Below are 22,068 nucleotides of genomic sequence, written 5' to 3'. Positions count from 1 at the left end.
GCCGGCCTCCAGGGGAGCCGGCCGCGCCGTGGGAACCGTACGCCCTACTCGGTACCCCCTATTCGGTGTCGGCCCCGGCGCCGACGAGCGCGCGGACCTCGAACTCCTCGTACGCGGATGTCTCCTGACGACGTGTCAGGACTGTGCCGAGCCAGCCGAGGAGGAAGCCGGCCGGGATGGAGACGATGCCGGGGTTCTGCAACGGGAACCAGGCGAAGTCCACCGACGGATAGATCGAGGAGGAGGTCGACGAGACCACCGGTGAGAACACGACCAGGAGCACCGAGCAGACCAGCCCTCCGCACAGACTGAGCAGCGCGCCACGGGAGTTGAAACGGCGCCAGAACAGGCTGTAGAGGAGCGTCGGCAGCAGGGCGGACGCGGCGATGGCGAAAGCGAGGAAGGCGAGCGTCGAGACGTTGGTCTCCCACGACAGCAGGGCCAGCGCCATCCCCAGCACGCCGATGAGCACCGCCGCCAGCCGGGCCGCGCCCAGTTCCTCGGCCTGGGTGGCGCGTCCCTTGCGGATGACCTCGCCGTACAGGTCGTGGGCGAGGGACGAGGCCGCCGCGAGGGTGAGACCGGCCGCGACCGCGAGCAGCGTGACGAAGGCGAGGCAGGACAGGAGTGCGGTGAGTATCCCGCCGCCGATGGACTGGGCGAGCAGCAGGACGGCCGCGTCGCCCTTCGGGTCGGTGTCGATGATCGACTCGCGGCCCACGAGGGCGGTGGCGCCCAGGCCGAGGATGCCGGCGGCCAGGCAGACGAATCCGACCAGGCCCGCCGCCCACACGACCGAGGAGCGCAGGACGTTGGTGGAGCGCGGGGCGAGCAGCCGCATCATCACGTGGGGGAGCGCGGCGAGACCGAGCACGATGGCCAACTGGAGGCTGAGGAAGTCGAGTTTGCTGGTGGTGCTGGCGCCGTAGCGCAGTCCGGGCTCAAGGAACCGCTGTCCGATGCCGCTGTTCTCGGTGGCGGCCTCCAGCAGCGCGTTGAAGTTCCAGTCGAAGCGGTGCAGCACCATGACGGCCGTGACCGCGACGCCGGATATCAGCATCACGGCCTTGACGATCTGGATGAACGTCGCGCCGGGCATGCCGCCGAGTGAGGCGTACACGATGACGATGGTGCCGATGACGACGACGCACAGGGTGCGCGTGGTGGTGCTGGGCACGCCGGTGAACTGGGTCAACAGGGCGACACTGCCCACGAGTTGAGCCACCAGATAGAGGCAGCAGATGGTCAGGGTGCAGATGGAGAGCGCGAGCCGGACCGCCCGTCCGCCCTGGGGCAGGCGCAGGGCCAGGGTGTCCCCGAGGGTGAACCTGCCGGAGTTGCGCAGGGGTTCGGCGATCACCAGGAGCACCATCATCCAGGCGACCGTCGTGCCGCACAGGTACAACAGTCCGTCGTAGCCGGTGAGGGCGACCAGTCCGGTACTGCCCAGCAGGGTCGCGGCCGAGAGGTAGTCCCCGCACATCGCCAGCCCGTTGCGCAGCGGGGACATCTGCCGGTTGCCGAGATAGAACTCGGCGACCTCGTCGCGCTGCGGGGCGATCAGGAGCGCGGCGAACAGTGTGACGACGACGACCGACAGGAACAGTACGAAGGTCAGTTGCCGGCTGAACGGGTCGACGACACCGGCACCGATGGTCACCACGTGCGGTACTCCCTCGTGTTCTGCGGACGCGCCCCGGCCTGTTCGGCCGGACGGTGCTGCCCTGGCCGGTTCTGCTCCAACTGCGCGCGCAGCCCGCGGGCGACCGGATCGAAGTGGGTGCGCATGCGCCGTACGTAGCGCCAGGCGGTCACCGCCATGACCAGGAACTGCCCCAGTCCGAGCGCGAGTCCGAGGGTGAGATGACCGGCGAGCGGCTGATTCATGATGCCGGGCGCGAAGTTCGACAACAGGACGTACAGCAGGAATCCGCCGACGGCGAGCGCCGTCGACAGTACGGCGAAGCGGCGGTACCCGTTCCGAAGTGACATAAATTCAGGATGACCGTGAATCGCCCGTCCCGGAGTGGGGTCGGTGTTCGTGCGGCTGTATGCGGGCGGCTCGTCCGGCCGCGTGAAATAATTGGACATAAACGCACCTTCTTCGCTGCATTATGTCGCGCATCCAACTCTTGCGAGCCGTCGATCTTCCAGCTCACCCGAGGTGACGGAAAACGCCGGAGTCGCGTTCTTGTGCGGACTTGGTGGGGGAATCGTGAATCCGGACGTAGCGCCGAGTGAATTCCGGTTCGGAGCGTCGGGGAGTTTTGTGTCAGCCCCGGGGGCCCCGCCGGGGGGTGACGACGGGTCAGGAAGCGGATTATGGCAGCGGCGCTCAGGAACAATCAACTCGCTGTGAATTACTATTGAGTACTGGCTCATTAGCGCTCTTCGGCGGCGCTTTGCCGTCCCGCGCGGCCTGCGGGAATCCGCCGCAGCCGGATAAGGTCCGTACTATTCCTGACGCGGACTGTCTCAAATGTGCCGGACGAGAGAGGTGCGGCGGCCCCGGTGTGGAGACGTGGTGAAGGGGAAGCCGAAGGGCAGGAAGGCCGGAGCAGGGGCAGGCACGCAACAACGGAGGGGTGATGGATTCCACCACGACAGTGATGGTGATCGTCGGGGTCCTGGCAGTGGCCGTACTGGCGGTGGCGGCGACCCTGCTGGTCCGGCTGGTCCGCACCCGCCGGGATCTGCGCCGCGCCGGTCTGCCGACGGGTTCGCGCTGGGTCTTCTGGGGCGCGGTCGCCTACCTGGTGCTGCCGACCGACCTCGTGCCCGATCCCGTCTACCTCGACGACATCGGCGTACTCCTGCTGGCGCTGCGCAGCATGCGCAACCAGGCACGGGAGTTCGGCATCGGAGGGCGGACCGAATCCGTTCCGACCGGTGGCCCGGATCCGGTCGTCCGTCTGGACAAGCCCAGATGAGGGACGACGAAGGCCCGGCTCGCGGGGTACCGCGAGCCGGGCCTTCGTCGTGTTGCGGCCCTGCCTACGCCTCGCTGGCCCGGAGCATGTCCTCGCGCTCGACGAGCTTCACGCGCTCGCGTCCCTGGGGCTCTCCCAGGGCCTTCTCCGCGGCGTCCAGCCGGTACCAGCCCTCCCAGGTGGTGAAACGGACGTCCCGCTCGCCGAGGAACGCGTCCACGGCCTCCGGGGTGGGCGACGCCGGCTCGGGCAGGCGGCCGTTGGCGTAGTCGTCCAGCAGATTGGCGACGGTCTCGTTGGCGTCGCCCTTCGTGTGGCCGATCAGCCCGACAGGGCCGCGCCGGATCCAGCCGGTGACGTACATCGACGTGAGGTGCTCGCCGGTCTCCTCGAGCACCCGGCCGCCCTGGTCGGGGACGGTGCCCGACTCGACGTCCCAGGGCAGCTTGGGCAGCTTGTCGGAAAGGTAGCCCACGGCACGGTAGACCGCGCTCACGTCCCAGTCCTTGAAGGCGCCGGTGCCCTTGACGTTGCCGGTGCCGTCGAGCGCGGTCCGCTCCGTACGCAGACCGACGACCCTGCCGTCCTCGCCGAGGATCTCGGTGGGCGACTCGAAGAAGTGCAGGAACAGTTTGTGGGGCCGGTCGCCGGTGTCCCGGATGGCCCAGTTCTCCAGCGTCTTGGCGACCATGTCGGCCTGCTTGTTGCCGCGCCGGGTCGCGATCGAGCCGTCGTCGTAGTCGATGTCCTCGGGGTCGACGATGACCTCGATGTTGGGGGAGTGGTCCAGCTCGCGCAGTTCCATCGGGCTGAACTTGGCCTGCGCCGGGCCACGTCGGCCGAAGACGTGGACTTCGAGCGCCTTGTTGGCCCTGAGCCCCTCGTGGACGTTCGGCGGGATCTCGGTCGGCAGCAGCTCGTCCGCGGTCTTGGCGAGGATCCGCGCCACGTCGAGCGCGACGTTGCCGACCCCGAGGACCGCGACCTTCTCCGCGTCGAGCGGCCACGTGCGCGGCACGTCCGGGTGTCCGTCGTACCAGGAGACGAAGTCCGCGGCCCCGTACGAGCCGTCCAGCTCGACGCCGGGTATGTCGAGGGAGCGGTCGGCCGTGGCCCCCGTGGAGAAGATCACCGCGTCGTAGAAGGCGCGCAGGTCGTCGAGGTTGATGTCGCCCGGGTAGTCGACATTGCCGAAGAGACGGATCTGCGGCTTGTCGAGCACCTGGTGCAGGGCCGTGATGATGCCCTTGATGCGCGGGTGGTCGGGGGCCACCCCGTACCGGATCAGCCCGAACGGGGCCGGCATCCGCTCGAAGAGGTCGATGGACACGCCGGGCTCCGCGGCCACTGCGGACTTCAGCAACGCGTCGGCGGCGTAGATCCCGGCGGGGCCGGCTCCGACAATGGCCACCCGCAGTGGGCGAGGCATGATCAGGTTCCCTTCGAGCGAGGACAAGAGATCTTCAAAGGGAGCCTAAACTAAGGCAAGCCTAAGCTGGTACGGGGGTCGGGGTTATGAGCTCATAAAGTGGACTTATGGGCTTCGGGTCCACCCCTGAGCACCCTGCTTCCTTAGAGGTTTCTATGAATCCGCGTGGCGCTTGAACGCCCGAGGGTCCGCCCGCGTATGGCACTGGGGACATTTCCATGTCGAATCGGCCAGGAAGCGGAGTACTTCCGTGGGACGTAACACGCGCAGACGCCCGACAGGCCCCCGCCGCGCCACCTTTGCGGCGGTCGCCCTGATGCTGGGCGGAGGTGGACTGGTCGTGGGGAACGTGTACGCCTCGGCCACCGAAGGAGGTCTCGGCGGCGATTCGGCTCAGCAGAGCCGGACCGACCGGACACTCTCCTCGGGAGCCGCCACGATCGACTGCCCTGATGTCGGCGACCAGTTGGCCTTCGTACCGGACGAGGCGCGGTCGGAGGTCGACAGCGAACTCGCCGCCCTGGACCAGCAGATAGCCGAGGCCTACCAGCGGCTGCAGGAATCGACGCAGGCGATGCAGCAGGACAGCGGCTTCGCCGACTCCGCGATCATGAGTCCGCTCAAGGAGAAGCGGGCCGCGACCATCGAACGGATCGCGATCGCCATCGACCGGGTGGGAGACCGCCCGCAGGGCATCGAGAACCTGGCGGCCTGCGAGTTCCGCGCCTCCGGCAATCAGGCCGGGCAGTGGCAGGACCAGAACGGCGACAGCCAGGACGGTCAGGGCAATCAGGACGGTCAGAACGGTCAGGACCAGGGCGATGGCCAGGGCGACGGCCAGGGTGACGACCAGGGCGGCCAGGAGGACCAGCAGGGCGGCAACGGCGGCCAGGCCGGGAACGGACCGGTCGCCGCCGACTTCGCGGACATCACCACCGTCCAGCCCAACGTCCGGTTCCCGTCCCCGGAGGACAACGCCTCCCGCGGCACCTTCGCCACCAGCTGCGGTGTGAACGCGAACGGCCTGTTCAACTCGGACAACGTCATCGTGGCCCCCGCCGTCTCCAACGGCGCACACCACTTCCACGACTACGTCGGCAACCAGTCCAACGACGCGTTCGCGAGCAACGACGACCTGGCCGCGGCGCAGACCAGCTGCGTGGACCAGGGCGACAGATCCTCCTACTTCTGGCCCGTACTGCGCCTGCAGAACGGTGCGCAGGAACAGGACGCCCAGTCGCCCGGCGGCGGCATCGAGGGCAACGCCGGTGAGATCGTCACGCCCAGCCAGGTCACGATGACGTTCGTGGGCAACCCGCGCGGCCAGGTCGTGGCCATGCCCAAGCTGCTGCGCATCATCACCGGCGACGCCAAGGCGTTCGTCAACGGCAACGCCAACGTCAACGCCTCGTGGAGCTGCACCGGGTTCGAGGACCGGCAGCTCAAGGACAAGTACCCGCTGTGCCCCCAGGGCAGCGACGTGGTGCGCACGTTCAGGTTCCAGAGCTGCTGGGACGGCAGGAACATCGACAGCGCCAACCACCGCACCCATGTGGCCTTCGCCGACGCCGCCGGGAACTGCGCGAACGACTTCCAGCCGATTCCGCAGCTGGTGCAGCGCATCGTCTACGACGTCGACGCGCCGAGCCTCCAGGACGGCGGCCGTACGGTGCCACTGTTCGCGGTCGACTCCTTCCCCGAGCAGCTGCACAAGCCGGTCACTGACCACGGCGACTTCATCAACGTCTTCGACGAGGACCTGATGCGGGAGATGGTCGACTGCATAAACACCGGTCGGCAGTGCGGCGCCGGATCCTCGAACGGCGAGGACCCGGGAAACACCCCCGCGCCGACCCCCGACCCGTCGTCCGGCGGGACCGACGAGCCGACCGCGGACCCCACGGTCACCCCGGGCGGGGACGAGACCCCGGAGCCGTCGGCTTCTCCGTCGTCCCTCCCGGGTACGCAGGCGCCGGACCCGGCGAGCGCCACTCCCACGAAGGAGCCCGTCGAGGCGGAGCCCAGGGCCTACACGTCACCGCCGGCCACCCAGCGCGCCGAGTCGGCCGCCTCGCCGACGGACGACTCCGACGGCCGGACGGGCGGCGAGGCGACCGCGGACGAAGGCAACGGCAACGGTGACGTCACCGCCCCGCAGACCGAACCGCAGACCGAACCCCAGGCGGTCACCGGCGACCTCGCCGACACGGGAACCCAGCTGTGGCCGGCCGCAATCGGAGCGCTTCTCCTCATCGCCGGATTCCTGATGCTGCGCCGTATCCGGCACGCGACACGATGACGACCCCGGGCGCCTCTGCTCAGGGCCGGTAGGACTGCTGCGGCGGCGTGTCGGTACGGCCACCGACAGCGCCGCCGACGCCCTGCATCTGTTCCGCCTGTTCCTTGGTCACCTTCTGCTCCGCACCGCAGAAGGTGCACTGGGTCGTGTACTTCGTCGAGAAGGGGAACAGGGGCACGAAGAACAGTGTGAACTTGGTGACGCGTTTCCGGAGCGCGTGTGCGGAGGGATTCCCGCAGTGGCCGCACACCAGCGTGAGTATCGCCAGCTGGTACAGGTATCCCTTGGTGCCAAAAATGATCATGTCGTGAGTCCTGTCGTCGGTGCTCTGTCGCCGGTGTGTCCGTTGTCGGCCCGGCCCCCTCAGAAGGGGGTGGTGGATCGTGTGCGTCCGGTTCATGGTGGGGGACATGACCGAACCGCAGACCTTCCCACTGCCCCCGACCGTCGGAGGCGGTGACGCCGACCGGTTACTCGGCCGGGCGCTCATCGCGGCCTCGCAGGTCGACGGTATCTTCCAGATCCAGGCCACTCCCGACCAGGATGCCGCCACCGTACGAGCCCTGGACGCGTCCAGGGCCTTTGTCGGCCGCCCGCTCAAGGAGAAGGCCCGGTACGTCTCCGACCTCACCCACAGCGGATATGCCGCATCCGGTGAGGAGGAGACAGCCGGGGAGAAGGACGGCTCGGAGATCTTCACCACCCTTCTCTCGACTCCGCACAAGGTGCGCCTGGCCGACCGCGAGCGATTCACCATGGCGTACTTCCATGAACCGTCGTTCCGGGCCGTCGCGCGCCCCCTGGACGCATCCGGGTCGGACGAGTTCATCCACTACGGCACGCACTTCACCAACATGTTCATGCGCTGCTGCCCCGACCGCTCGACCACCGCGCGCATCGAGCGGGAGGACCGGCTCGCCGTCCTGGAGGGGCTCCGCGAGGAAGCCCTCAACTCCTGAACCGTGCCTGCCGCGTGCCACGGGTTCCGGCGCCTTCTGAAGCCGTCCAGTCGCCGCTGGGCGGCCCCCGGGCGGCTGGACGGCTCCAGAACGTTCCGGAACCCGGAGACAGCTTCCGGCCCTGGCTGTTTCCGCCCTCAGGGCAGTAGACCCAGGCGGCGGGCGGTCATGACCGCCTCCAGGCGTGAATGGCATCCCAGCCGGCGCATCGCGCTGCGCAGATAGCTCTTGACCGTCTCGGCCCGGAGACCGAGTTCGCTCGCCACGTCGGTGTTGGTCCGCCCCAGGGCGACGCACGAAAGGACGTCGAGTTCCCGTGAGGAGAGGACCGGGTCGGTGGAGCGCCGGGCGGCGGGGGCTCCGGCGTCGGCCAGCCTGTCACTCAGCGCGGCGACCCGGTCGCGCAGGTCGCTGTCCGTGAGGTGCTGGGCGAGAACCCGCAGTTCGGCGTATGCCTCGCGAATCGTCTCCCACTGAGGGGAGGCCGGCTCCGGTGCTCGGTCGGCGGCCACCCCGGGCTCGTCGAGACGGCCGAGGCGGTGCGCCACCTCGTCGCGCACCGCCAGGTTCTGCTCCAGTGCGCGGGCGGTGTCCATGACGGCGTCGACCGTCCGGTCGCCCAGCCCGACGGACTGGCGGACCGCGCCGTACATCACCGCCCGCACCGTCCGGTTCACCACTACGGGGGCCGCGACGACGGCACGTATGCCCTCCGCGGCGACCATCAGGTCGTAGTGATGGCTGATCCGCTTGGAGTTCGCGTAGTCGTTGACCGCGATGGGGCGGTGCAGCGCCACCGCCTTGCCGCCCAGCCCCATGCCGAACCCGAGGGTCAACCCCATGAGGGCTCTGGTCGAGTTCCCGGCGAACTCGGTGAGCTGGGCGTGCCGTCCTCTGGTCACGACGCCGCCGAAGGTGAGATCGACGCCGGTCGTGTGCCGTAACGAGTCGATGGCCCGCCTGAGTTGACGGTCGTCGTCCGAAACGGGGGGTGGATTCACTGTCATACGTTTTCCTCGGTCTGCGCGGGAGCCCAGTCTGCTCCCGACGTGCCTTGCTGCGCGGGGTCAGCGGCCGGTGGGGGGTGTGAGGACGCGGTCCTCGGTCCAGTCGACGGTCAGTTCCCGGCGGGTGAAGCGCCAGGCTCCCGTCGTACGCCGGTAGGAGTCGCGGAAGCGGATGGAGCGCACGCGCAGTCTGGCGGCGTCGGCGTCGGCGGCGTACATCTCGTGCGCGAGGCAGTCGGTCTCTCCCGAGGCGCTGTCCCCGGCCAGCCGGACCGTGTGGCTGCCGACGAAGTGTGTGGTGACGACGCACGGCGCCAGCGCGGACAGCACGCGCGCCCAGCCGTCCCGCCCGGCGAGGACGAGGGGCGGACGGTCGGTGCCTGCCGGGGGGTTCAGGACCAGTTCGCCGTCCTCGTCGAACAGTGAAGCGAACAGCTTCGGGTTCTGCCGGTCCAGGGCGGACGCGTAGGTGTCGACGAGCCGGCGCAGGTCCTGCCGGTCCCGCGCCCCGTCCGTCCAACCAGCTTTTGTCGCGGGTGAGTTGCTCGGTTCGGTAGGTGTCACATGTACCGCCAGACGAAGATGGGGGTGTTTCCGCGGCGCCTGGGTCAGCGGCCGATGGTCTGCGAGGCCACGGGCAGGGGCGTGACCCTTGGCCGCAGGGCCCGCGGCCCGATCGTCGCGAGACCCTCGGCGCCCAGTTCTCCCGGTCTGCCCAGGGCGTCGCCGGTCTCGCGTTCGTCCTCGTGTGCCGCGGTCCTCCGGGTGGGACCGACAGCGCTTTCTCCGAGATCGGCGGGACGCGGTGAGGGGGAGAAGACCATGGGGGTTCCTCTCTGGGCGTGCGGGCTCGGAGCCGCCGGGTGCACCCGGCGGCCTCGCGCTGCGGGGTGGGGTGCGCGCGGCCCGGGTGAGGGGGCAAACGGCTGTACATCCCGTTCTGTGGACCGGGAAGCGGCCTTCTACTGGCACCACCTTGAGGTAAACCGTCCCGCCCAGCTACCCCCGGTTGAGGGGACAAGTGGAGGAGGCTGCTCCTCAAGAACCCTTACGAACATGTGGAAACCACGCCATTTCTGCTGTGCGGTGCAGGGCCCGGAGTGCGGTCGCGCCACGCCACTCGAAGCTGACGAATGGTCAATTCTGCTTTCCAGCAAGGAACTTGACGCCAAAGGGCGGCTTGCAGAAAGGTTCTCCTGGCGGCAGGGGGGAGCGGCCGAGCAGTTCCCCGACGCACAAGGAGCGGCGGGTGGCCGCCGTGAGCAAAAGGAGTCGACCGGGTCGTGATGCCGGCGGAAGACAGTGCGGAGGCCGCCGCTGCCCGTGCCGCGGTGCTGGCGATGCGCAGGGACAGCGGTATGCCTGTGGCGGGTGCGGCCTGGGTCGTCGGCCCGGAGTTGCTGCAGATCGGCGAGACCAGCGGTGTGAAGTCGTCCTGCCGCCGGGGGTTCCCTGTGCCGGCGGACGCCGGACTGATCGGCAAGGTGCTGACGACACGTCGCCTGGCCGCGGTGAGCGACTATCGGGCGGCGCAGCAGGTCAGCCATGAGTACGACTCCTTCGTCGCTGCGGAGGAGGTACGGGCGATGGCGGCGGCACCCGTGATCGTCGGCACCACGGTACGAGCCGCGCTCTTCGTGGGGTCGCGTGACGCGGTACGGCTGGGCGACCGCGTACTGACCGCGGTGACGGAGGCGGCACGCGACCTGGAACAGTTCCTCGCGACCCACGAGCACGCGCACCGGCTCCTCTCGGAGGCCCGGGCCGCACAGAACCGTGCCTCGCCCCGTGACACGGTGGCCTTGGAACAGGTGCACGAAGTCCACACCGAGCTGCTGGAGCTGACGGCTACCCTCGGCGAGGGCCACCTCAAGGACCGTTTCCACGAGGTGTGTTGCCTGCTGGAGTCGGGCTGTTGCTCCGAGCGCGTGCCGCACGGGCCGACGCCGCGTCTGTCGCCGCGCGAACTGGACGTCCTGGTCGCGGTCGCCGCGGGCTGCACCAACCTGGAGATCTCCGAGCGGCTCGAGATCGGCCTGGAGACAGTGAAGGGCTATCTGCGTTCGGTGATGCGCAAACTCGGCGGCACCAGCACCCGGCTCGAAGCCGTCACTGCGGCCCGCCGGGCGGGCCTGCTTCCGTAGCGCGGCACTCCGTCGGTTCCCTCCCGCGCCGGTCGCCTCACCCTCCGAAGCGCGATGAGCCGAGTGTCACCTGGTGACCGACGAGTCCGATCTCGACGCCGTCGGCGGTGGCGCGGGCCGACTCGAAGCCGACGCCCTCCGGGAGACCGACCCGCCAGACGTATCCGGCCCTTTCGACACCAGGGACCGTCAGGGAAAGCTCTGTGCCCTGCGCGAGGAGTGTTCCCGTGGTGTTCAGGGCCGTCCCGCCGACCGTGCCCGAGACCCTGACACGCGCCGCCTGGCCGCTCGATCCCGGCGCCCGGGAGACCTGCAACGGGCCGCCGTCGCCCGCGAGCCGCGTCAGCACACCGGACAGTTCCTCGTACGAGAGGGTCAGCGTGCCGGTGGCGAGGTTCGCTTCGGCGCTGCGCGCTGTCAGTGACGTCACACTCACATCACGCAGGTCCAGGCGGAGACGGTCGACGTGCAGATAGCCGCCCTGGGTGTTGGTCGTGGTGTCGATGCTGAACCGGCTCGCCGTCAGCGCCACATGACCGAATTCCTCGCCGGCCGCCTGGGTCAGGAAGGGAAAGCCCTCGATCGCCACGTCCACGTGGCCGTCGGTGGTGTTGCCGTAGCCGTACTTCTCCTTGGCGAGCTGTGTCACTTCCTTGTCCGCGTAGTGGACGGCCGTGCGGTCCGCGGCTGTGAACAGCGCGGCGAGCACCACGACCGTGATCAGCAGTACTTTCACCCATCGACGTCTCACGCCGATCCCCCCGTGTGCGGTGAGTCGATTGCGTGGCGCTCACTTGGAGGCCGGGGGAGACTCTAGGGTCCCGTTGGACATGAGCGGGCGTCCGGTTGTTCAAAGCAGTGTCAAGGCGGGGTGCCGGACGTCGACGGGGGATCCGGCGGAAATCGGTGGGACGCGGCCGGCAACGGCAGAGGCGCCCGGCGCGGATGGCCGGGCGCCCAGGAGATCTCAGACGGCGTCGAGTTCGGCCGACTCCTCGGCGGAGAGCACCAGGTCCACAGCGGCGGCGGAGTCGCGGATCGTCTCCGGGCGGCTGGCGCCGGGGATCGGCACGACCACCGGTGACTTGGCGAGCATCCAGGCCAGGCACACACGCTGCGGGCTGACACCGTGGGCCGCGGCGATCCGGGCGAAGGGCGCGTACGCCGACCCGAGGGCACCGGCCCGGGAGATACCGCCGAGCGGGCTCCAGGGCAGGAACGCGATGCCCAGCTCGTCGCACAGCCGCAGTTCCGGTTCGCTGGACCGGAAGGCCGGGGAGAACTGGTTCTGCACGGCGACGAGACGTCCGCCGAGGATCTCGTTCGCCAGCCGGATCTGGTCCGGGTCGGCGTTGGAGATGCCGGCCATGCGGATCTTGCCCTCGTCCAGCAGGTCCCGGACCGCGCCGACCGACTCCGCGTACGGGACCTTCGGGTCGGGGCGGTGGAACTGGTACAGCCCGATGGCCTCCACGCCCAGGCGACGCAGCGAGGCTTCGCACGCCTCCTTGATGTGCGCGGGGGAGCCGTCCAGGGTCCAGCTGCCGTCACCGGGACGCAGATGTCCGCCCTTGGTGGCGACCAGGACGTCCGGGCCGCGCTCGTGGGAGGCGAGCGCCTTGGCGATGAGCGTCTCGTTGTGGCCGACCTCGTCGGCGCCCCGGTGGTAGGCGTCCGCGGTGTCGATCAGTGTCAGGCCCGCGTCGAGCGCGGCGTGGATGGTGGCGAGGGAACGGGCCTCGTCCGGCCGCCCCTCGATCGACATGGGCATCCCGCCCAGACCGATCGCGCTGACCTCCACGTCACCGATGCGTCGAGTGTGCATGTGCTCGTGACCTCTTCCGGGTGTCGCGAAGTAAGGGTGCGCGCTCCAGCCTTGCTCGCCGACGCCCCGAGGTCCAATAGAGGAATACGAACGCATTCAGTACCCGAGCATCTGAATCGGGGTGCCGCCGCTGATAAAATGGGGTCACGCTTCGACACGGCCGGGGCCCGTACCAAGGGGTACGGGCCCCGGCGTGTTGCAGGCGTCAGACCAGGAAGGTTCCTCATGAACGCCAAACCGTCGGGCCCCGGACACTCCCGTGCAGGCAAGCCCCAGCAGGCTGCGCTGTCGCAGGGTGAGATCTCCACCCCGAAGACGGTGTCCCAGGGTCTGCCGCCGGCCGAGTCCTTCGACGCGCTCGGGCTGCCGTCGGAGCTCGTGGAGACGATGACAGGCCTCGGGGTCACGGAGCCCTTCCCGATCCAGGCGGCGACGCTGCCCAACGCGCTGGCCGGCCGTGATGTCCTGGGCCGTGCGCGGACCGGCTCCGGCAAGACGCTCGCCTTCGGACTCGCGCTGCTCGTCCGTACGGCGGGCCGGCGTGCCGAGTCCAAGCGGCCCCTCGCACTGGTGCTGGTGCCGACCCGGGAACTCGCGCAGCAGGTGGGCGACGCGCTGGCACCGTACGCGCGGACACTGAACGTACGACTGGCGACGGTGGTCGGCGGGCTGTCGATCAACCGGCAGCAGGCGGAGCTGCGGACCGGCGCCGAGGTGGTCATCGCGACCCCGGGACGGCTGACCGACCTGGTGTCGCGCCGGGACTGCGTCCTGAACCACGTGCGGATCACGGTGCTGGACGAGGCGGACCAGATGTGCGACCTGGGGTTCCTTCCCCAGGTGTCGGACATCATGGACCAGCTCCCCTCCGACGGACAGCGGCTGCTGTTCTCGGCGACACTCGACCGCAACGTCGACCAGCTGGTGCGCGACCACCTGCACGACCCGGTGCTCGCCACGGTCGACCGGGCGGCGGGCTCGGTCACCACGATGGAGCACCACGTCCTGAACATCCACGCCGCGGACAAGTACGCCACCGCGACCGAGATCGCCGCGCGGGACGGCCGGGTGCTGATGTTCCTGGACACCAAGACGGGCGTGGACCAGTTCACCCGTCACCTGCGGGCCAGCGGGGTGCGGGCCGGCGCCCTGCACAGCGGGAAGTCGCAGCCGCAGCGCACCCACACGCTCGGTCAGTTCAAGCACGGTGAGATCACCGTGCTGGTGGCCACCAACGTCGCCGCGCGGGGCATTCACATCGACGCCCTCGACCTCGTCGTCAACGTCGACCCGCCGGCCGACGCCAAGGACTACCTGCACCGTGGCGGGCGCACGGCGCGTGCGGGGGAGTCCGGGAAGGTGGTCACCCTGGTCACCCCCAACCAGCGGCGCGACGTGAACCGGATGATGTCCGACGCCGGGATTCGCCCGACGGTCGCACAGGTGCGCTCCGGCGAGGAGAAGCTGACCGCCATCACCGGCGCGAAGCGCCCGCCGACCGAGACGAAGACCACCACAGGCAACGCGCCCTTCCGCGGCATCGGCACCCGCCCGGGCCGCCCCGCCAAGGAGTCCCGCAAGGCCGCCGAGGCCCGCAGGACCGCGGAAGCCCGAGCGGCGGCCAGGGTCCGCAAGGGCCGCTGACGCGGAGGTGGGAGGGGACACCCTCTCGCCGCTTTGCCACCCCGCGCGAACTCGGACGCGACGGTGTCCGGGACGCGGCGGTCGAAGAGCGACCAGGAGTCCCTCAGCTGCAGATCGGAAACGATGCCTGGAACGCCAGGCGCCGGTCGGCCCCGTCGCCGATGTGGGCGAGGACTTCGTCCAGTGCGATGAACTCTTCCCACTCCGGTCGGCCACTGGCTTCGGTCAGCCGGGCCACGACGAGATCCTCCAGGTCAGGGACACGCTTGTTCTTCCAGATCTTGTCGGCAAGGCTGACCAGCAAGTCCTCCGGGCCGACACGCGCGTCCGCCCATGACGCGTGAGTCGCGGCGAAGCGCGCCAGGTCCGGGCTGATGCCGTGGCCCAGCAGAAGAGTCCGCCCGGCCTCCTCGTGAGCCGATCCGGGCCCGGAGAGCTCGCCGAGGTGCACCGTCTTTCCCACGTCGTGAGTGGCTGCCCCGAAAAGCACCGCCTCACGGTCGAAGATCAGGGCGGGGCAGTGCTGTTCCAGCCAGCCGACCAGTTGGTGCGCGACATCGTGGACAGCTCGCAGGTGCGCCGCCAGCCGCGGCGGACTTCCCAGCTGGGACAGAATTCCTGAGACCCGGTCCGGCAGAGGAAGCAGGGGCGGGTCGGCGGCGCCGCTCACGGCTCTCGACAAGAGCGTGTTGGTCATCACCGCGCCAGGGTACTGACAGACCGCGGTCTCCTCTCATGGATTCCCGCTCACCTCGCGAAGGTCGTCTCCTGAGCGCGAACCGGCCGGTGCGGGTCACGGCTTGCGGGCGAGGCCGCCGTGTTCGCCGATGACCTGGGGGGCGGGGGCTGTGGGGTCCGGGCGCCAGAAGGGGACCGGGACGACGCCCGGGTCGAGGAGTTCCAGGCCGTCGAAGTAGGACGTGATCTCCTCGACGGTGCGCAGGTTGTAGGGGACCGCGCCACTCTCGTTGTAGGCGGCCTGGGCCTGCTCGAAGACAGGGTCGACGCCTGCTGAGCCGTCGTTGACGGAGAGGTGGCTGCCGGAGGGCAGCGCGCTCATCAGCGAGGTGACGATCGAGCGGGCCTGCTCGTGGGTGGCCACGTGGCCGAGGATGTTGCTGAGGATCAGCGCGGTCGGCCGGGACAGGTCGAGGGTCTGCGCGGCGGCGTCGAGGATGCGGTCGGTGTCCAGCAGGTCGGCGTCGATGTACGCGGTCGCTCCCTCCGGTGTGGAGCGGAGCAGCGTGCGGGCGTGGGCGAGGACCGTCGGGTCCTTGTCGACGTAGACGATCCGGGCGGTGGGGGCGAAGCGCTGCGCGACCTGGTGGGTGTTGTCGGCGCTCGGCAGACCGGTCCCGACGTCCAGGAACTGCCGTATGCCTGCCTCGGCGACCAGGTAGGTGATGTTGCGGGCCAGAAAGGCGCGGCTGCTGCGGGCGATGGTGACGATGCCGGGGAAGACGTCCGTGTAGGCGTCACCGGCCGCCCTGTCGACGGGGTGGTTGTCCGTCCCGCCCAGCCAGTAGTTCCAGATGCGTGCCGAGTGTGGAACCGACGTGTCGATGTTGCGGTGTTCCGCCGGTTCGGGCGTTGCGGTCTTCTCGGTCATACGACGGTCCGTCCTTCGGGAGGGGGCGAGGATGGTCCGGTCGGGCCGCCGACCGGTCGTCAGAGGGCGAACGCCTCGGTCAGACGCACGCTGTAGCCGTCCTCCTCCATCAGGACCACGGTGACGCCGAAGGGGGAGGGGTGGTCGATTTCGAGCGGGATGAAGGAGTAGTCGACCGCCGCCCGGACCGGGGGGATCAGTTCGCCGCCCGGCTGGGGTTCGGGCGCGGGGAGCCATCGCGGCTCGATCGAGGCGCGGCCCTCGGCGGCCTGCTCGGCGTAGGGGAAGCGGTGCAGGGTATGGGAGTCCTTCGTGGCGTGCACCAGGTTCAGGCACGGCGTCGGGTCGGTGACCGGCAACTCGCAGGCGGCGGCGACGTCCTGGGTCTCCCAGGCGAGGACGACCTCGTCCGCACCGGCCGCCGCGGCGATGTTCGACAGCTGGGCGATGCCGGTGAGCGCGTCCTTGCCGGTCTCGACGGGACGCAGCCAGATCAGGCCGACCAGTTCACCGCGGACCAGCGGCATGATGACCGGCCGGGGCACCGCCCCCTCGCCCGGGCCCGCGATGTACGCGTTCCTCATCGAGGCGGCCAGTGCGTCCCAGGTCTGCGTGTCCACGAACTTCCTCTCAGCAACAGCACGTTCACGACTCAGGCGACCCTGCCATGGCAGCCGCGCCGACGCCACCTCGTTCGGACGGGACCAGCGGCAGGAGCGGCCGGTCGGGGAGGGCCCGCGGAATCCGCTCCAGGACACCGCCCGCGAACACGTCGTACAACGGCAGCGTCTCCAGGTGCACGTATCCGATGTGGCAGTCGCACACCTCCGACGGACAGGCCCGCGGACGTAGCGCCGCACGGTAGGAACCGTCGTACAGATTTCCCAGCTCCGCGCGGACGAAGTGACAGCGGCGCACCGTGCCCTCACCGTCCACCGAGAGCACCGACTCACCCGTGCGGCACGGCAGGCCCGCCGAGCGGTGCGGGTGGCGGCTGAGCGGGAAGAGCCGGTCCAGCTCACTCCACTCACCGGCCTGCTCGTCCGTGTAGGTGTGCCCTTCGGCCGCGTTCACCCACAGGTAGACGTGCTCCGGCAGTTCGGCACGCAGTCGTCGCGCGTGCTCCAGATGGTCAGGGACACCGACGATGCCGACGCTGAAGCGGACCCCGAGGGCGGTCAGCTCGTACGTCCTGGCCAGGAACCGTTCGTAGGGCGTCTGCCCGGGATGGTAGGTGCACCACAGGGCGACGGTGTCGCGGTCCGCTTCCGCGAGCCAGTCGGTGCGGCAGCTCAGGTTGGTCTGGATCGCGACCCGGCGGATGTGCGGCTGGTGCGAGAGTGTCACGAGAGCGCGCCGGTACCAGGAGCGGACCAGGCCCTCGCCCCACGGGGTGAAGAGGACCGACAGCCGGTCCTCCCGCTGTTCGCACGCCCACGCCGTGAACCGTTCCAGCGCAGCGCGGTCGGCGCGCAGTTGCGCCGTGGTGTCGCGGCGCTTCGCGAACGGGCAGTAGGGGCAGTCGTAGTCGCAGGAGGAGAGCGGACCGCGGTACAGCAGTGTCAGATCCACCGGGTGTCTCTCACTTCGTCTCGTAGGCGGCCATGGCGTCGCGCACGTCCGGTGAGAAGAACTCGGGCCCGATGGCGTCCGAGTGGGCCAGCCCCTCGGCGGACAGGCGCAGCCGCTCCGGCCGGTCGCCGTCGAGCCAGTCCCGGGCGGCCAGGAGATCCAGCTCGGCGGGGAAGTCGTCGTACGGGTCCGAGCCGAACCGCAGCCGGTACTCCGCGACGGGCAGGCCCTCGGCCTGGAGCAGCGACTGCAGCAGATGACGGCGCCGTGCCTCGTCCTCGTCGACCCGGCGCCCGTGCAGCGCGCGGGAGAAGTCCTCGGTGGCCGTGTAGTCGTCGATGATGCCGCGTATCTCCCGCATCGACACCGCGTAGTCGAAGGAGTAGTGCAGCCGGGAGGTGTACGAGCGGGCGCCGCAGCCCAGGCCGATCATGCCGTCGGTCTGGCAGGCGTAGTCGTCCGGGCCCTGCGGCGGCGCGTCCGAGCGCCGGAACATGCGCATCGACACCTGCTCGTAGCCCTGGGAGAGGAGATGGTCGCGGCCCTCCCGGTAGCGGCGCAGGCGTTGCTCGTCCCACTCGTGGTCGGCTGCGAGCGGGTCGGTGTGGCGGCCGAGACCGGTGAGCGGGCGGATGTAGAGGGGGTACAGGTAGATCTCCTCGGGACGCCAGGCGAGGGCCGCGTCGAGGGAGTAGCGCCAACTGGCCGCCGTCTGCCCGTCGATGCCGTAGATCAGGTCGATGTTGAGGACGGGCACGCCGGCCTCGCGGATACGCGTCAGTGCCGCCTCGACGTCGGACCTGTGCTGTGGGCGTACGGCGGCCCGCGCCTCCTCCTCGACGAAGCTCTGCACGCCGAGGCTGAGGCGGGTGGCGCCCCGCTCGACCAGCACGGCCAGCCGGTCGGCCGTGGCTGTGGACGGAGACGCCTCCACGGAGAGCGGGACGGCCCGCAGATCCACGCCCGTCTCGCGCTCGGCGATGTCGCACAGCCGCTCCAGCTCCGCCGCCTCCAGGAAGGTCGGGGTGCCGCCGCCGAACGCCGCGTTGGCGAACCGCGGGGGCTGCGCGTCACCCAGCGCCTCACGGACGGCGGCCGCCTGCCGTTGCAGGGCGTCCAGGTAGCGGCCCGTCAGACCGTCCGGCGCGCCGATCCGGGTGAACAGGTTGCAGAAACCGCAGCGGACCTCGCAGAACGGGATGTGCAGGTACAGGGACAGGGCCTGGCGGGACTCGCCGGCCCACAGGTCCGCGAGCCGGGGCCCGGGCGTGAGCGGCCGGTAGGCGGTCTTGTGCGGGTACGCGTACGTATAGCTCTGGTACGGCCGTGGAAGGCGGACGGAGGTGTCCGGCGAGGTGACGGTCATGGTCATGCGGACGGCTCCAGGAAGAAGTGGCCGTAGGGCACGGTCCACACGGATTCGTGACCGAGGCGGTGACCGGTGTGGCCGTCGTCCCCGTAGGCGGTGCCGTGGTCGGAACAGACGATGGCGAAGCAGCGGCGGCGCGAACTCATCGCCGTGAACAGCCGCCCCACGTGACGGTCGATGTACTCCAGCGCGGCGGCATGGGTGAGCCGGCTGTCGCCCGCCTCGCGGGTCGCGCCGGGGAGGTGGAACCAGTTCGGCTGGTGCAGCGCGGAGGCGTTCAGGAAGAGGAACAGCCGCTGCTCCGGAGGCAGTTCGGACACCGTCTGCTCGGCGCGTGCCACCTGCGCCTCGAAGGAGGTCGGTGAGGCCACCGAGAACTCCGGCTCCCAGTGGCTCTCCTGGAAGAACCCGGGCAGCACGTCGCCCAGGGCGCCCTGCTTGTTGAAGAAGCCGACACCGCCGATGCACACCGTGCGGTAGCCGTGCGCGGCCAGGCCGGACACCAGGTCCGGGGTGTCGAAGACGTACGTGCCGTCCGCCGTCGTCTCACTGCCCGCGAACCGGGCCGCGAACAGCCGCGGATGCGGTCCGGGCGCCGCCGGAGTGGGCAGGAAACCCGCGAACATCGCCTGGTGGGAGGCGTAGGTGAAACTCCCGGGCGCGTGCCGCTTCTCCCAGGTGCCGCCCGGCAGGTGCGCGGTCAGGTTGGGCAGCCGTCCGGCGGCGGCGAGTTCGACGGCCACGTCGTGGCGGAGGGTGTCCAGGGTGAGCAGCAGCAGGTCGTCGCGGCCCACCACCTGGTTCATGTCCGGCACGGCGGCCGGCGCGGGAAGCGGCTCAGACGATGGCATGGGTGTTCCTCGGCAGCTCGTGCGGTCGTACGGGTGATGCCGCGGGCGGTGCGGGAGGCTCCGGTGTCCCGGGAAGGCGGCCGGGGGAGAAGGAGACGGCCGCGGCGACCTGCGCGGCGTACGTGTCCAGGCCCTCCGCCCCGCTGCCGGGGAGGCCGGTGAGACGGGGGAGCAGGTCACCGAACGCGTTGACCTCGCCGACGGCGAAACGGCGCCAGCCGACCGCCGGCAGCAGATCGACACCGACACACAGGGTGCCGGGGAAGCAGGCAGCGGCCCGCTCACTCGTTTCGAGGGCCGCTGCCCACCGGTCGCCGGCCAGCGCCCGGACGGCCGCCAGGTCGCCGCGCGCTCCGCCCAGATGCAGATTCGTCAGCGGGGAACGGCTGGTGCGGACCACGGCGTGGGTGGCCCGGCCGCCCACGACCACGACGCGGAGATCCGCCGACCGGCCGCCGAGCGACGCCTTCGGCAGCCACCGCTCGATGTGCAGTCCGTCCCCGGCGAGCGTGTCGACGATCGCGGCGATCTCCCGCTCCTCGGTGTAGCGGCGCACGCGCAGGGAGTTGTGGAGCCGGCCCTCCTCGGCCCGCTCCACGGACGTGGTCGCGCGGATGCGGCCCGACGCGGTCGTCTCGATCGCCAGCACACCGGACGCGGAGGAACCGTGCGCGAGCTTGACGAAGACCCGCCGCAGGCCCGCCTCCTCCATGAGACCCCGTACGTCCGCCCAGTCCCGCACCGGTACCCCGCCCCCGGAGGTGGGCGACGGCGGCACCGGCACGCCCGCCCGCAGGAGCCGCTCGTGACACAGCCGTTTGTCGAACATCACGGCCAGGTCCACCGGGTCGTCGAGCCGTCGCCCACCGCGCAGCGAGGCCACACACTCCAGGAACCGCCCGTACCAGAGCGCGGACCCCTCGACCCGCGTCGGATCGTCCACACCGCGCAGCAGGGCGTCCACCTCGGCGCTCTCCCCGGGAGAGTCGAGACGGACGAGCTCGTCGTCGGCGAAGTCGTGTCCCCCCTCGCGCAGCACGTCACGCCACTCGACCACGCGAGGCGTGCCGTGACCGGCGGCCTCGGTGGCCGCGGCGAACAGGCCCACCCGGCGGTTGTCCCCGTTGGCGACCACCGCCCACCTCGGTGAGGCGCTCCCCGCCTCCGTGTACCGCATGCCGCTCCCCATCCCCCTACCTGCCTTGGTTCCCTGGTCCGGACGCCGGTGTGCTACTCGCCCACCGAGACGAAACGCCAGACCTCGCCGTCGTCGTCCTCGTCGGACTCGGCGTCCTCGGGATCGGCGTCGACCTCCACACCGGCGGGCTCCAGCGTCTGGAGCAACCGTGTACGCAGCGCCTCACTGAGGTAGTTGTGGTGCAGGTCGAGCTTCTTCAGATGCGTCAACGGCTGACCGGTCAGCAGCGCCGTGGCGCCGTCGTCGGTGAGCACGCCCATCGAGACGTCGAGCACCTCAAGACGGGCCACCACCGGCGCGGACGCGAGCGCCGTACAGACGGCGTCCTGGATCTCGCTGTTGCGCAGACCGAGGCGCGTCAGACTCGGCAGCCTGGTGCCCGCGAAGAAGGGTTCCAGATCTGCCACGTCCGCATCGCCCCCGTACTCGGACGTCCCCAGCCACAGGTCGAGTTCGACGAGGGCGGGCAGATCGCTGGCCGCGATGCCGCGCACCACCTCGACGGGCATGCCGCCGGTCTCCACGGTCAGCTTGCGCAGCCGCTCGTGACGGACGGCGGGGAAGACCAGCTCGTTGCCCCCGCGGACTCCGAACTCCTCCAGGTCGGGAAAGGCTTCCAGGAGGGGAGTGACGTCGCCCTGGTTGATCCAGGAGATCTCGCACTCCTCGGACAGGATGTCGGCCAGGAACAGGCTGCGCAGGCCGGGGAGCTGGTCGCGGGCCGCCACCAGCGCCCCGATCACGGCGTCGGGGGCGTTGTCGTACACGTCGCTCCACGCGCCGACGATCAGTGCGCGGACCCGCCGGGTGTCGACGGCCTCCAGGAAGCGGGCGAAGGCATCCTCCCACTGCTCCTTGGCATCGTAGGAGTCCACGGCGATGCGCCAGGCGACGGACTCGGGCGACGGGAGCGCGGACATGTCCGCCGATGTGTCACCGGCGTCGGGAAAGGTGAAGGCCGGGAGGCCGTGGAGTTCCCCGAGGTGGCTACCGAGTGTCATGCGTGCCTGCTCCCTGATGCTGAGACCGGTGGATCGGCTGTCGTGGTGCTGGTCCTGGTGTGCGCGCCGACCGCATCCAGGTAGAGGAGTTCTACCAAGCGGCACTGACAACGCCGCGGACAGGGGCCTCCCCACGGTCCAACGGCCGTGCGCCGAGACGCAGATGACCACACGTCGTGCCCGGTAACGGCGGCGTGGCCCGGCCGTCGGAACCTGAGCATCAGCATCGAT

General features: G+C 70.0%; 22 protein-coding genes. 5 read left to right on the top strand and 17 right to left on the bottom strand.

The window, feature by feature from the left end; translation table 11 throughout:
* Positions 1-58: 58 nt before the first annotated feature.
* Together OG595_RS02205 and OG595_RS02200 are read right to left on the bottom strand one after the other, a co-directional pair.
* Positions 59-1,663: a solute symporter family protein gene (locus tag OG595_RS02205; protein WP_329267179.1), complete on the bottom strand. Its 1,605-nt coding sequence runs from the start codon at positions 1,661-1,663 to the stop codon at positions 59-61.
* Positions 1,657-1,992: a DUF485 domain-containing protein gene (locus OG595_RS02200; RefSeq protein ID WP_329267178.1), complete on the bottom strand. Its 336-nt coding sequence runs from the start codon at positions 1,990-1,992 to the stop codon at positions 1,657-1,659. Before OG595_RS02200 ends, OG595_RS02205 begins: the two co-directional genes overlap by 7 nt.
* Positions 1,993-2,588: 596 nt before the next feature.
* On the opposite strand from OG595_RS02200, the gene OG595_RS02195 reads away from it, so the two are divergent.
* Positions 2,589-2,930 (top strand): YkvA family protein, encoded by a 342-nt coding sequence (locus OG595_RS02195; protein ID WP_329267176.1) that lies wholly within the window; start codon positions 2,589-2,591, stop codon positions 2,928-2,930.
* Between the two features lie 64 nt (positions 2,931-2,994).
* Here the strand turns inward: OG595_RS02195 and OG595_RS02190 are convergent, their stop codons facing one another.
* Positions 2,995-4,359, bottom strand: a complete 1,365-nt coding sequence (locus OG595_RS02190; RefSeq protein WP_329267174.1) for an FAD-dependent oxidoreductase — start codon at positions 4,357-4,359, stop codon at positions 2,995-2,997.
* 316 nt (positions 4,360-4,675) lie between these two features.
* Here OG595_RS02190 and OG595_RS02185 point away from each other — a divergent pair, with 316 nt between their 5' ends.
* Entirely contained in the window at positions 4,676-6,658 is a 1,983-nt protein-coding gene (locus OG595_RS02185) for a DUF1996 domain-containing protein (RefSeq protein ID WP_329282585.1), read from the top strand.
* Between the two features lie 19 nt (positions 6,659-6,677).
* Here the strand turns inward: OG595_RS02185 and OG595_RS02180 are convergent, their stop codons facing one another.
* A complete protein-coding gene (locus tag OG595_RS02180) occupies positions 6,678-6,962 on the bottom strand; it encodes a zinc-ribbon domain-containing protein (RefSeq protein WP_189151266.1) in 285 nt (94 codons plus the stop codon).
* A 106-nt stretch (positions 6,963-7,068) separates the two neighbouring features.
* Between OG595_RS02180 and OG595_RS02175 the strand changes: the two genes are divergently transcribed.
* Positions 7,069-7,617, top strand: a complete 549-nt coding sequence (locus OG595_RS02175; RefSeq protein ID WP_329267172.1) for a 2-oxoglutarate and iron-dependent oxygenase domain-containing protein — start codon at positions 7,069-7,071, stop codon at positions 7,615-7,617.
* A 137-nt stretch (positions 7,618-7,754) separates the two neighbouring features.
* Here the strand turns inward: OG595_RS02175 and OG595_RS02170 are convergent, their stop codons facing one another.
* The 3 genes from OG595_RS02170 to OG595_RS02160 are packed head-to-tail and all read right to left on the bottom strand — an operon-like array spanning position 7,755 to position 9,448.
* The gene (locus OG595_RS02170) at positions 7,755-8,624 is read right to left on the bottom strand and encodes a helix-turn-helix transcriptional regulator (RefSeq protein ID WP_329267170.1); all 870 of its coding nucleotides are present in this window, start codon (positions 8,622-8,624) and stop codon (positions 7,755-7,757) included.
* Positions 8,625-8,684: 60 nt separating this feature from the next.
* Entirely contained in the window at positions 8,685-9,188 is a 504-nt protein-coding gene (locus OG595_RS02165; protein ID WP_329267168.1) for a nuclear transport factor 2 family protein, read from the bottom strand.
* Positions 9,189-9,232: 44 nt separating this feature from the next.
* On the bottom strand, positions 9,233-9,448 hold the full coding sequence (locus OG595_RS02160) for a hypothetical protein (protein ID WP_329267166.1): 216 nt from the start codon (positions 9,446-9,448) through the stop codon (positions 9,233-9,235).
* A 462-nt stretch (positions 9,449-9,910) separates the two neighbouring features.
* Here OG595_RS02160 and OG595_RS02155 point away from each other — a divergent pair, with 462 nt between their 5' ends.
* Positions 9,911-10,768, top strand: a complete 858-nt coding sequence (locus OG595_RS02155; RefSeq protein ID WP_329282582.1) for a LuxR C-terminal-related transcriptional regulator — start codon at positions 9,911-9,913, stop codon at positions 10,766-10,768.
* Positions 10,769-10,805: 37 nt separating this feature from the next.
* Here OG595_RS02155 and OG595_RS02150 read toward each other — a convergent pair whose 3' ends face one another.
* Together OG595_RS02150 and OG595_RS02145 are read right to left on the bottom strand one after the other, a co-directional pair.
* Positions 10,806-11,519 carry an LmeA family phospholipid-binding protein gene (locus tag OG595_RS02150; protein WP_329267164.1) on the bottom strand — a complete coding sequence of 238 codons (714 nt, stop codon included), beginning with the start codon at positions 11,517-11,519 and terminating at the stop codon, positions 10,806-10,808.
* Positions 11,520-11,735: 216 nt separating this feature from the next.
* Positions 11,736-12,593 (bottom strand): aldo/keto reductase, encoded by an 858-nt coding sequence (locus OG595_RS02145; RefSeq protein ID WP_329267162.1) that lies wholly within the window; start codon positions 12,591-12,593, stop codon positions 11,736-11,738.
* A gap of 225 nt (positions 12,594-12,818) precedes the next feature.
* Between OG595_RS02145 and OG595_RS02140 the strand changes: the two genes are divergently transcribed.
* Positions 12,819-14,237 (top strand): DEAD/DEAH box helicase, encoded by a 1,419-nt coding sequence (locus OG595_RS02140; RefSeq protein WP_329267161.1) that lies wholly within the window; start codon positions 12,819-12,821, stop codon positions 14,235-14,237.
* Between the two features lie 103 nt (positions 14,238-14,340).
* On the opposite strand, the gene OG595_RS02135 is transcribed toward OG595_RS02140, so the two are convergent.
* From OG595_RS02135 to OG595_RS02100, 8 genes are all read right to left on the bottom strand, one after another.
* Positions 14,341-14,934: an HD domain-containing protein gene (locus OG595_RS02135; protein ID WP_329267160.1), complete on the bottom strand. Its 594-nt coding sequence runs from the start codon at positions 14,932-14,934 to the stop codon at positions 14,341-14,343.
* A 96-nt stretch (positions 14,935-15,030) separates the two neighbouring features.
* Positions 15,031-15,846 (bottom strand): SAM-dependent methyltransferase, encoded by an 816-nt coding sequence (locus OG595_RS02130; RefSeq protein WP_329267159.1) that lies wholly within the window; start codon positions 15,844-15,846, stop codon positions 15,031-15,033.
* 59 nt (positions 15,847-15,905) lie between these two features.
* Entirely contained in the window at positions 15,906-16,466 is a 561-nt protein-coding gene (locus tag OG595_RS02125) for a hypothetical protein (protein ID WP_329267157.1), read from the bottom strand.
* A 25-nt stretch (positions 16,467-16,491) separates the two neighbouring features.
* Entirely contained in the window at positions 16,492-17,418 is a 927-nt protein-coding gene (locus OG595_RS02120; RefSeq protein WP_329267155.1) for an STM4011 family radical SAM protein, read from the bottom strand.
* A 10-nt stretch (positions 17,419-17,428) separates the two neighbouring features.
* Complete coding sequence (locus OG595_RS02115) at positions 17,429-18,790, bottom strand: STM4012 family radical SAM protein (RefSeq protein WP_329267153.1); 1,362 nt, start codon at positions 18,788-18,790, stop codon at positions 17,429-17,431.
* Positions 18,787-19,593 carry an STM4013/SEN3800 family hydrolase gene (locus OG595_RS02110; protein WP_329282579.1) on the bottom strand — a complete coding sequence of 269 codons (807 nt, stop codon included), beginning with the start codon at positions 19,591-19,593 and terminating at the stop codon, positions 18,787-18,789. The genes OG595_RS02115 and OG595_RS02110 overlap by 4 nt, the downstream gene beginning before the upstream one ends.
* Before the next feature lie 31 nt (positions 19,594-19,624).
* Entirely contained in the window at positions 19,625-20,815 is a 1,191-nt protein-coding gene (locus OG595_RS02105) for an STM4014 family protein (protein WP_329267151.1), read from the bottom strand.
* A gap of 53 nt (positions 20,816-20,868) precedes the next feature.
* Positions 20,869-21,837 (bottom strand): STM4015 family protein, encoded by a 969-nt coding sequence (locus OG595_RS02100; protein WP_329267149.1) that lies wholly within the window; start codon positions 21,835-21,837, stop codon positions 20,869-20,871.
* Between the last annotated feature and the right edge of the window lie 231 nt (positions 21,838-22,068).

It is taken from the genome of Streptomyces sp. NBC_01451, from assembly GCF_036227485.1.
GTDB lineage: Bacteria > Actinomycetota > Actinomycetes > Streptomycetales > Streptomycetaceae > Streptomyces.
Note: the sequence above shows the minus strand (reverse complement) of the source record. Positions and strands in the feature narration are given on the sequence as shown.

What these genes read in the sequence shown, in the direction of transcription:
- OG595_RS02200 (WP_329267178.1), bottom strand. Translation starts at nt 1,992, where the DNA reads ATGTCACTTCGGAACGGGTACCGCCGCTTCGCCGTACTGTCGACGGCG.
- OG595_RS02195 (WP_329267176.1), top strand. Translation starts at nt 2,589, where the DNA reads ATGGATTCCACCACGACAGTGATGGTGATCGTCGGGGTCCTGGCAGTG.
- OG595_RS02190 (WP_329267174.1), bottom strand. Translation starts at nt 4,359, where the DNA reads ATGCCTCGCCCACTGCGGGTGGCCATTGTCGGAGCCGGCCCCGCCGGG.
- OG595_RS02185 (WP_329282585.1), top strand. Translation starts at nt 4,676, where the DNA reads ATGCTGGGCGGAGGTGGACTGGTCGTGGGGAACGTGTACGCCTCGGCC.
- OG595_RS02180 (WP_189151266.1), bottom strand. Translation starts at nt 6,962, where the DNA reads ATGATCATTTTTGGCACCAAGGGATACCTGTACCAGCTGGCGATACTC.
- OG595_RS02175 (WP_329267172.1), top strand. Translation starts at nt 7,069, where the DNA reads ATGACCGAACCGCAGACCTTCCCACTGCCCCCGACCGTCGGAGGCGGT.
- OG595_RS02170 (WP_329267170.1), bottom strand. Translation starts at nt 8,624, where the DNA reads ATGACAGTGAATCCACCCCCCGTTTCGGACGACGACCGTCAACTCAGG.
- OG595_RS02160 (WP_329267166.1), bottom strand. Translation starts at nt 9,448, where the DNA reads ATGGTCTTCTCCCCCTCACCGCGTCCCGCCGATCTCGGAGAAAGCGCT.
- OG595_RS02155 (WP_329282582.1), top strand. Translation starts at nt 9,911, where the DNA reads ATGCCGGCGGAAGACAGTGCGGAGGCCGCCGCTGCCCGTGCCGCGGTG.
- OG595_RS02145 (WP_329267162.1), bottom strand. Translation starts at nt 12,593, where the DNA reads ATGCACACTCGACGCATCGGTGACGTGGAGGTCAGCGCGATCGGTCTG.
- OG595_RS02140 (WP_329267161.1), top strand. Translation starts at nt 12,819, where the DNA reads ATGAACGCCAAACCGTCGGGCCCCGGACACTCCCGTGCAGGCAAGCCC.
- OG595_RS02135 (WP_329267160.1), bottom strand. Translation starts at nt 14,934, where the DNA reads ATGACCAACACGCTCTTGTCGAGAGCCGTGAGCGGCGCCGCCGACCCG.
- OG595_RS02130 (WP_329267159.1), bottom strand. Translation starts at nt 15,846, where the DNA reads ATGACCGAGAAGACCGCAACGCCCGAACCGGCGGAACACCGCAACATC.
- OG595_RS02115 (WP_329267153.1), bottom strand. Translation starts at nt 18,790, where the DNA reads ATGACCATGACCGTCACCTCGCCGGACACCTCCGTCCGCCTTCCACGG.
- OG595_RS02110 (WP_329282579.1), bottom strand. Translation starts at nt 19,593, where the DNA reads ATGAACCAGGTGGTGGGCCGCGACGACCTGCTGCTGCTCACCCTGGAC.
- OG595_RS02105 (WP_329267151.1), bottom strand. Translation starts at nt 20,815, where the DNA reads ATGCGGTACACGGAGGCGGGGAGCGCCTCACCGAGGTGGGCGGTGGTC.
- OG595_RS02100 (WP_329267149.1), bottom strand. Translation starts at nt 21,837, where the DNA reads ATGACACTCGGTAGCCACCTCGGGGAACTCCACGGCCTCCCGGCCTTC.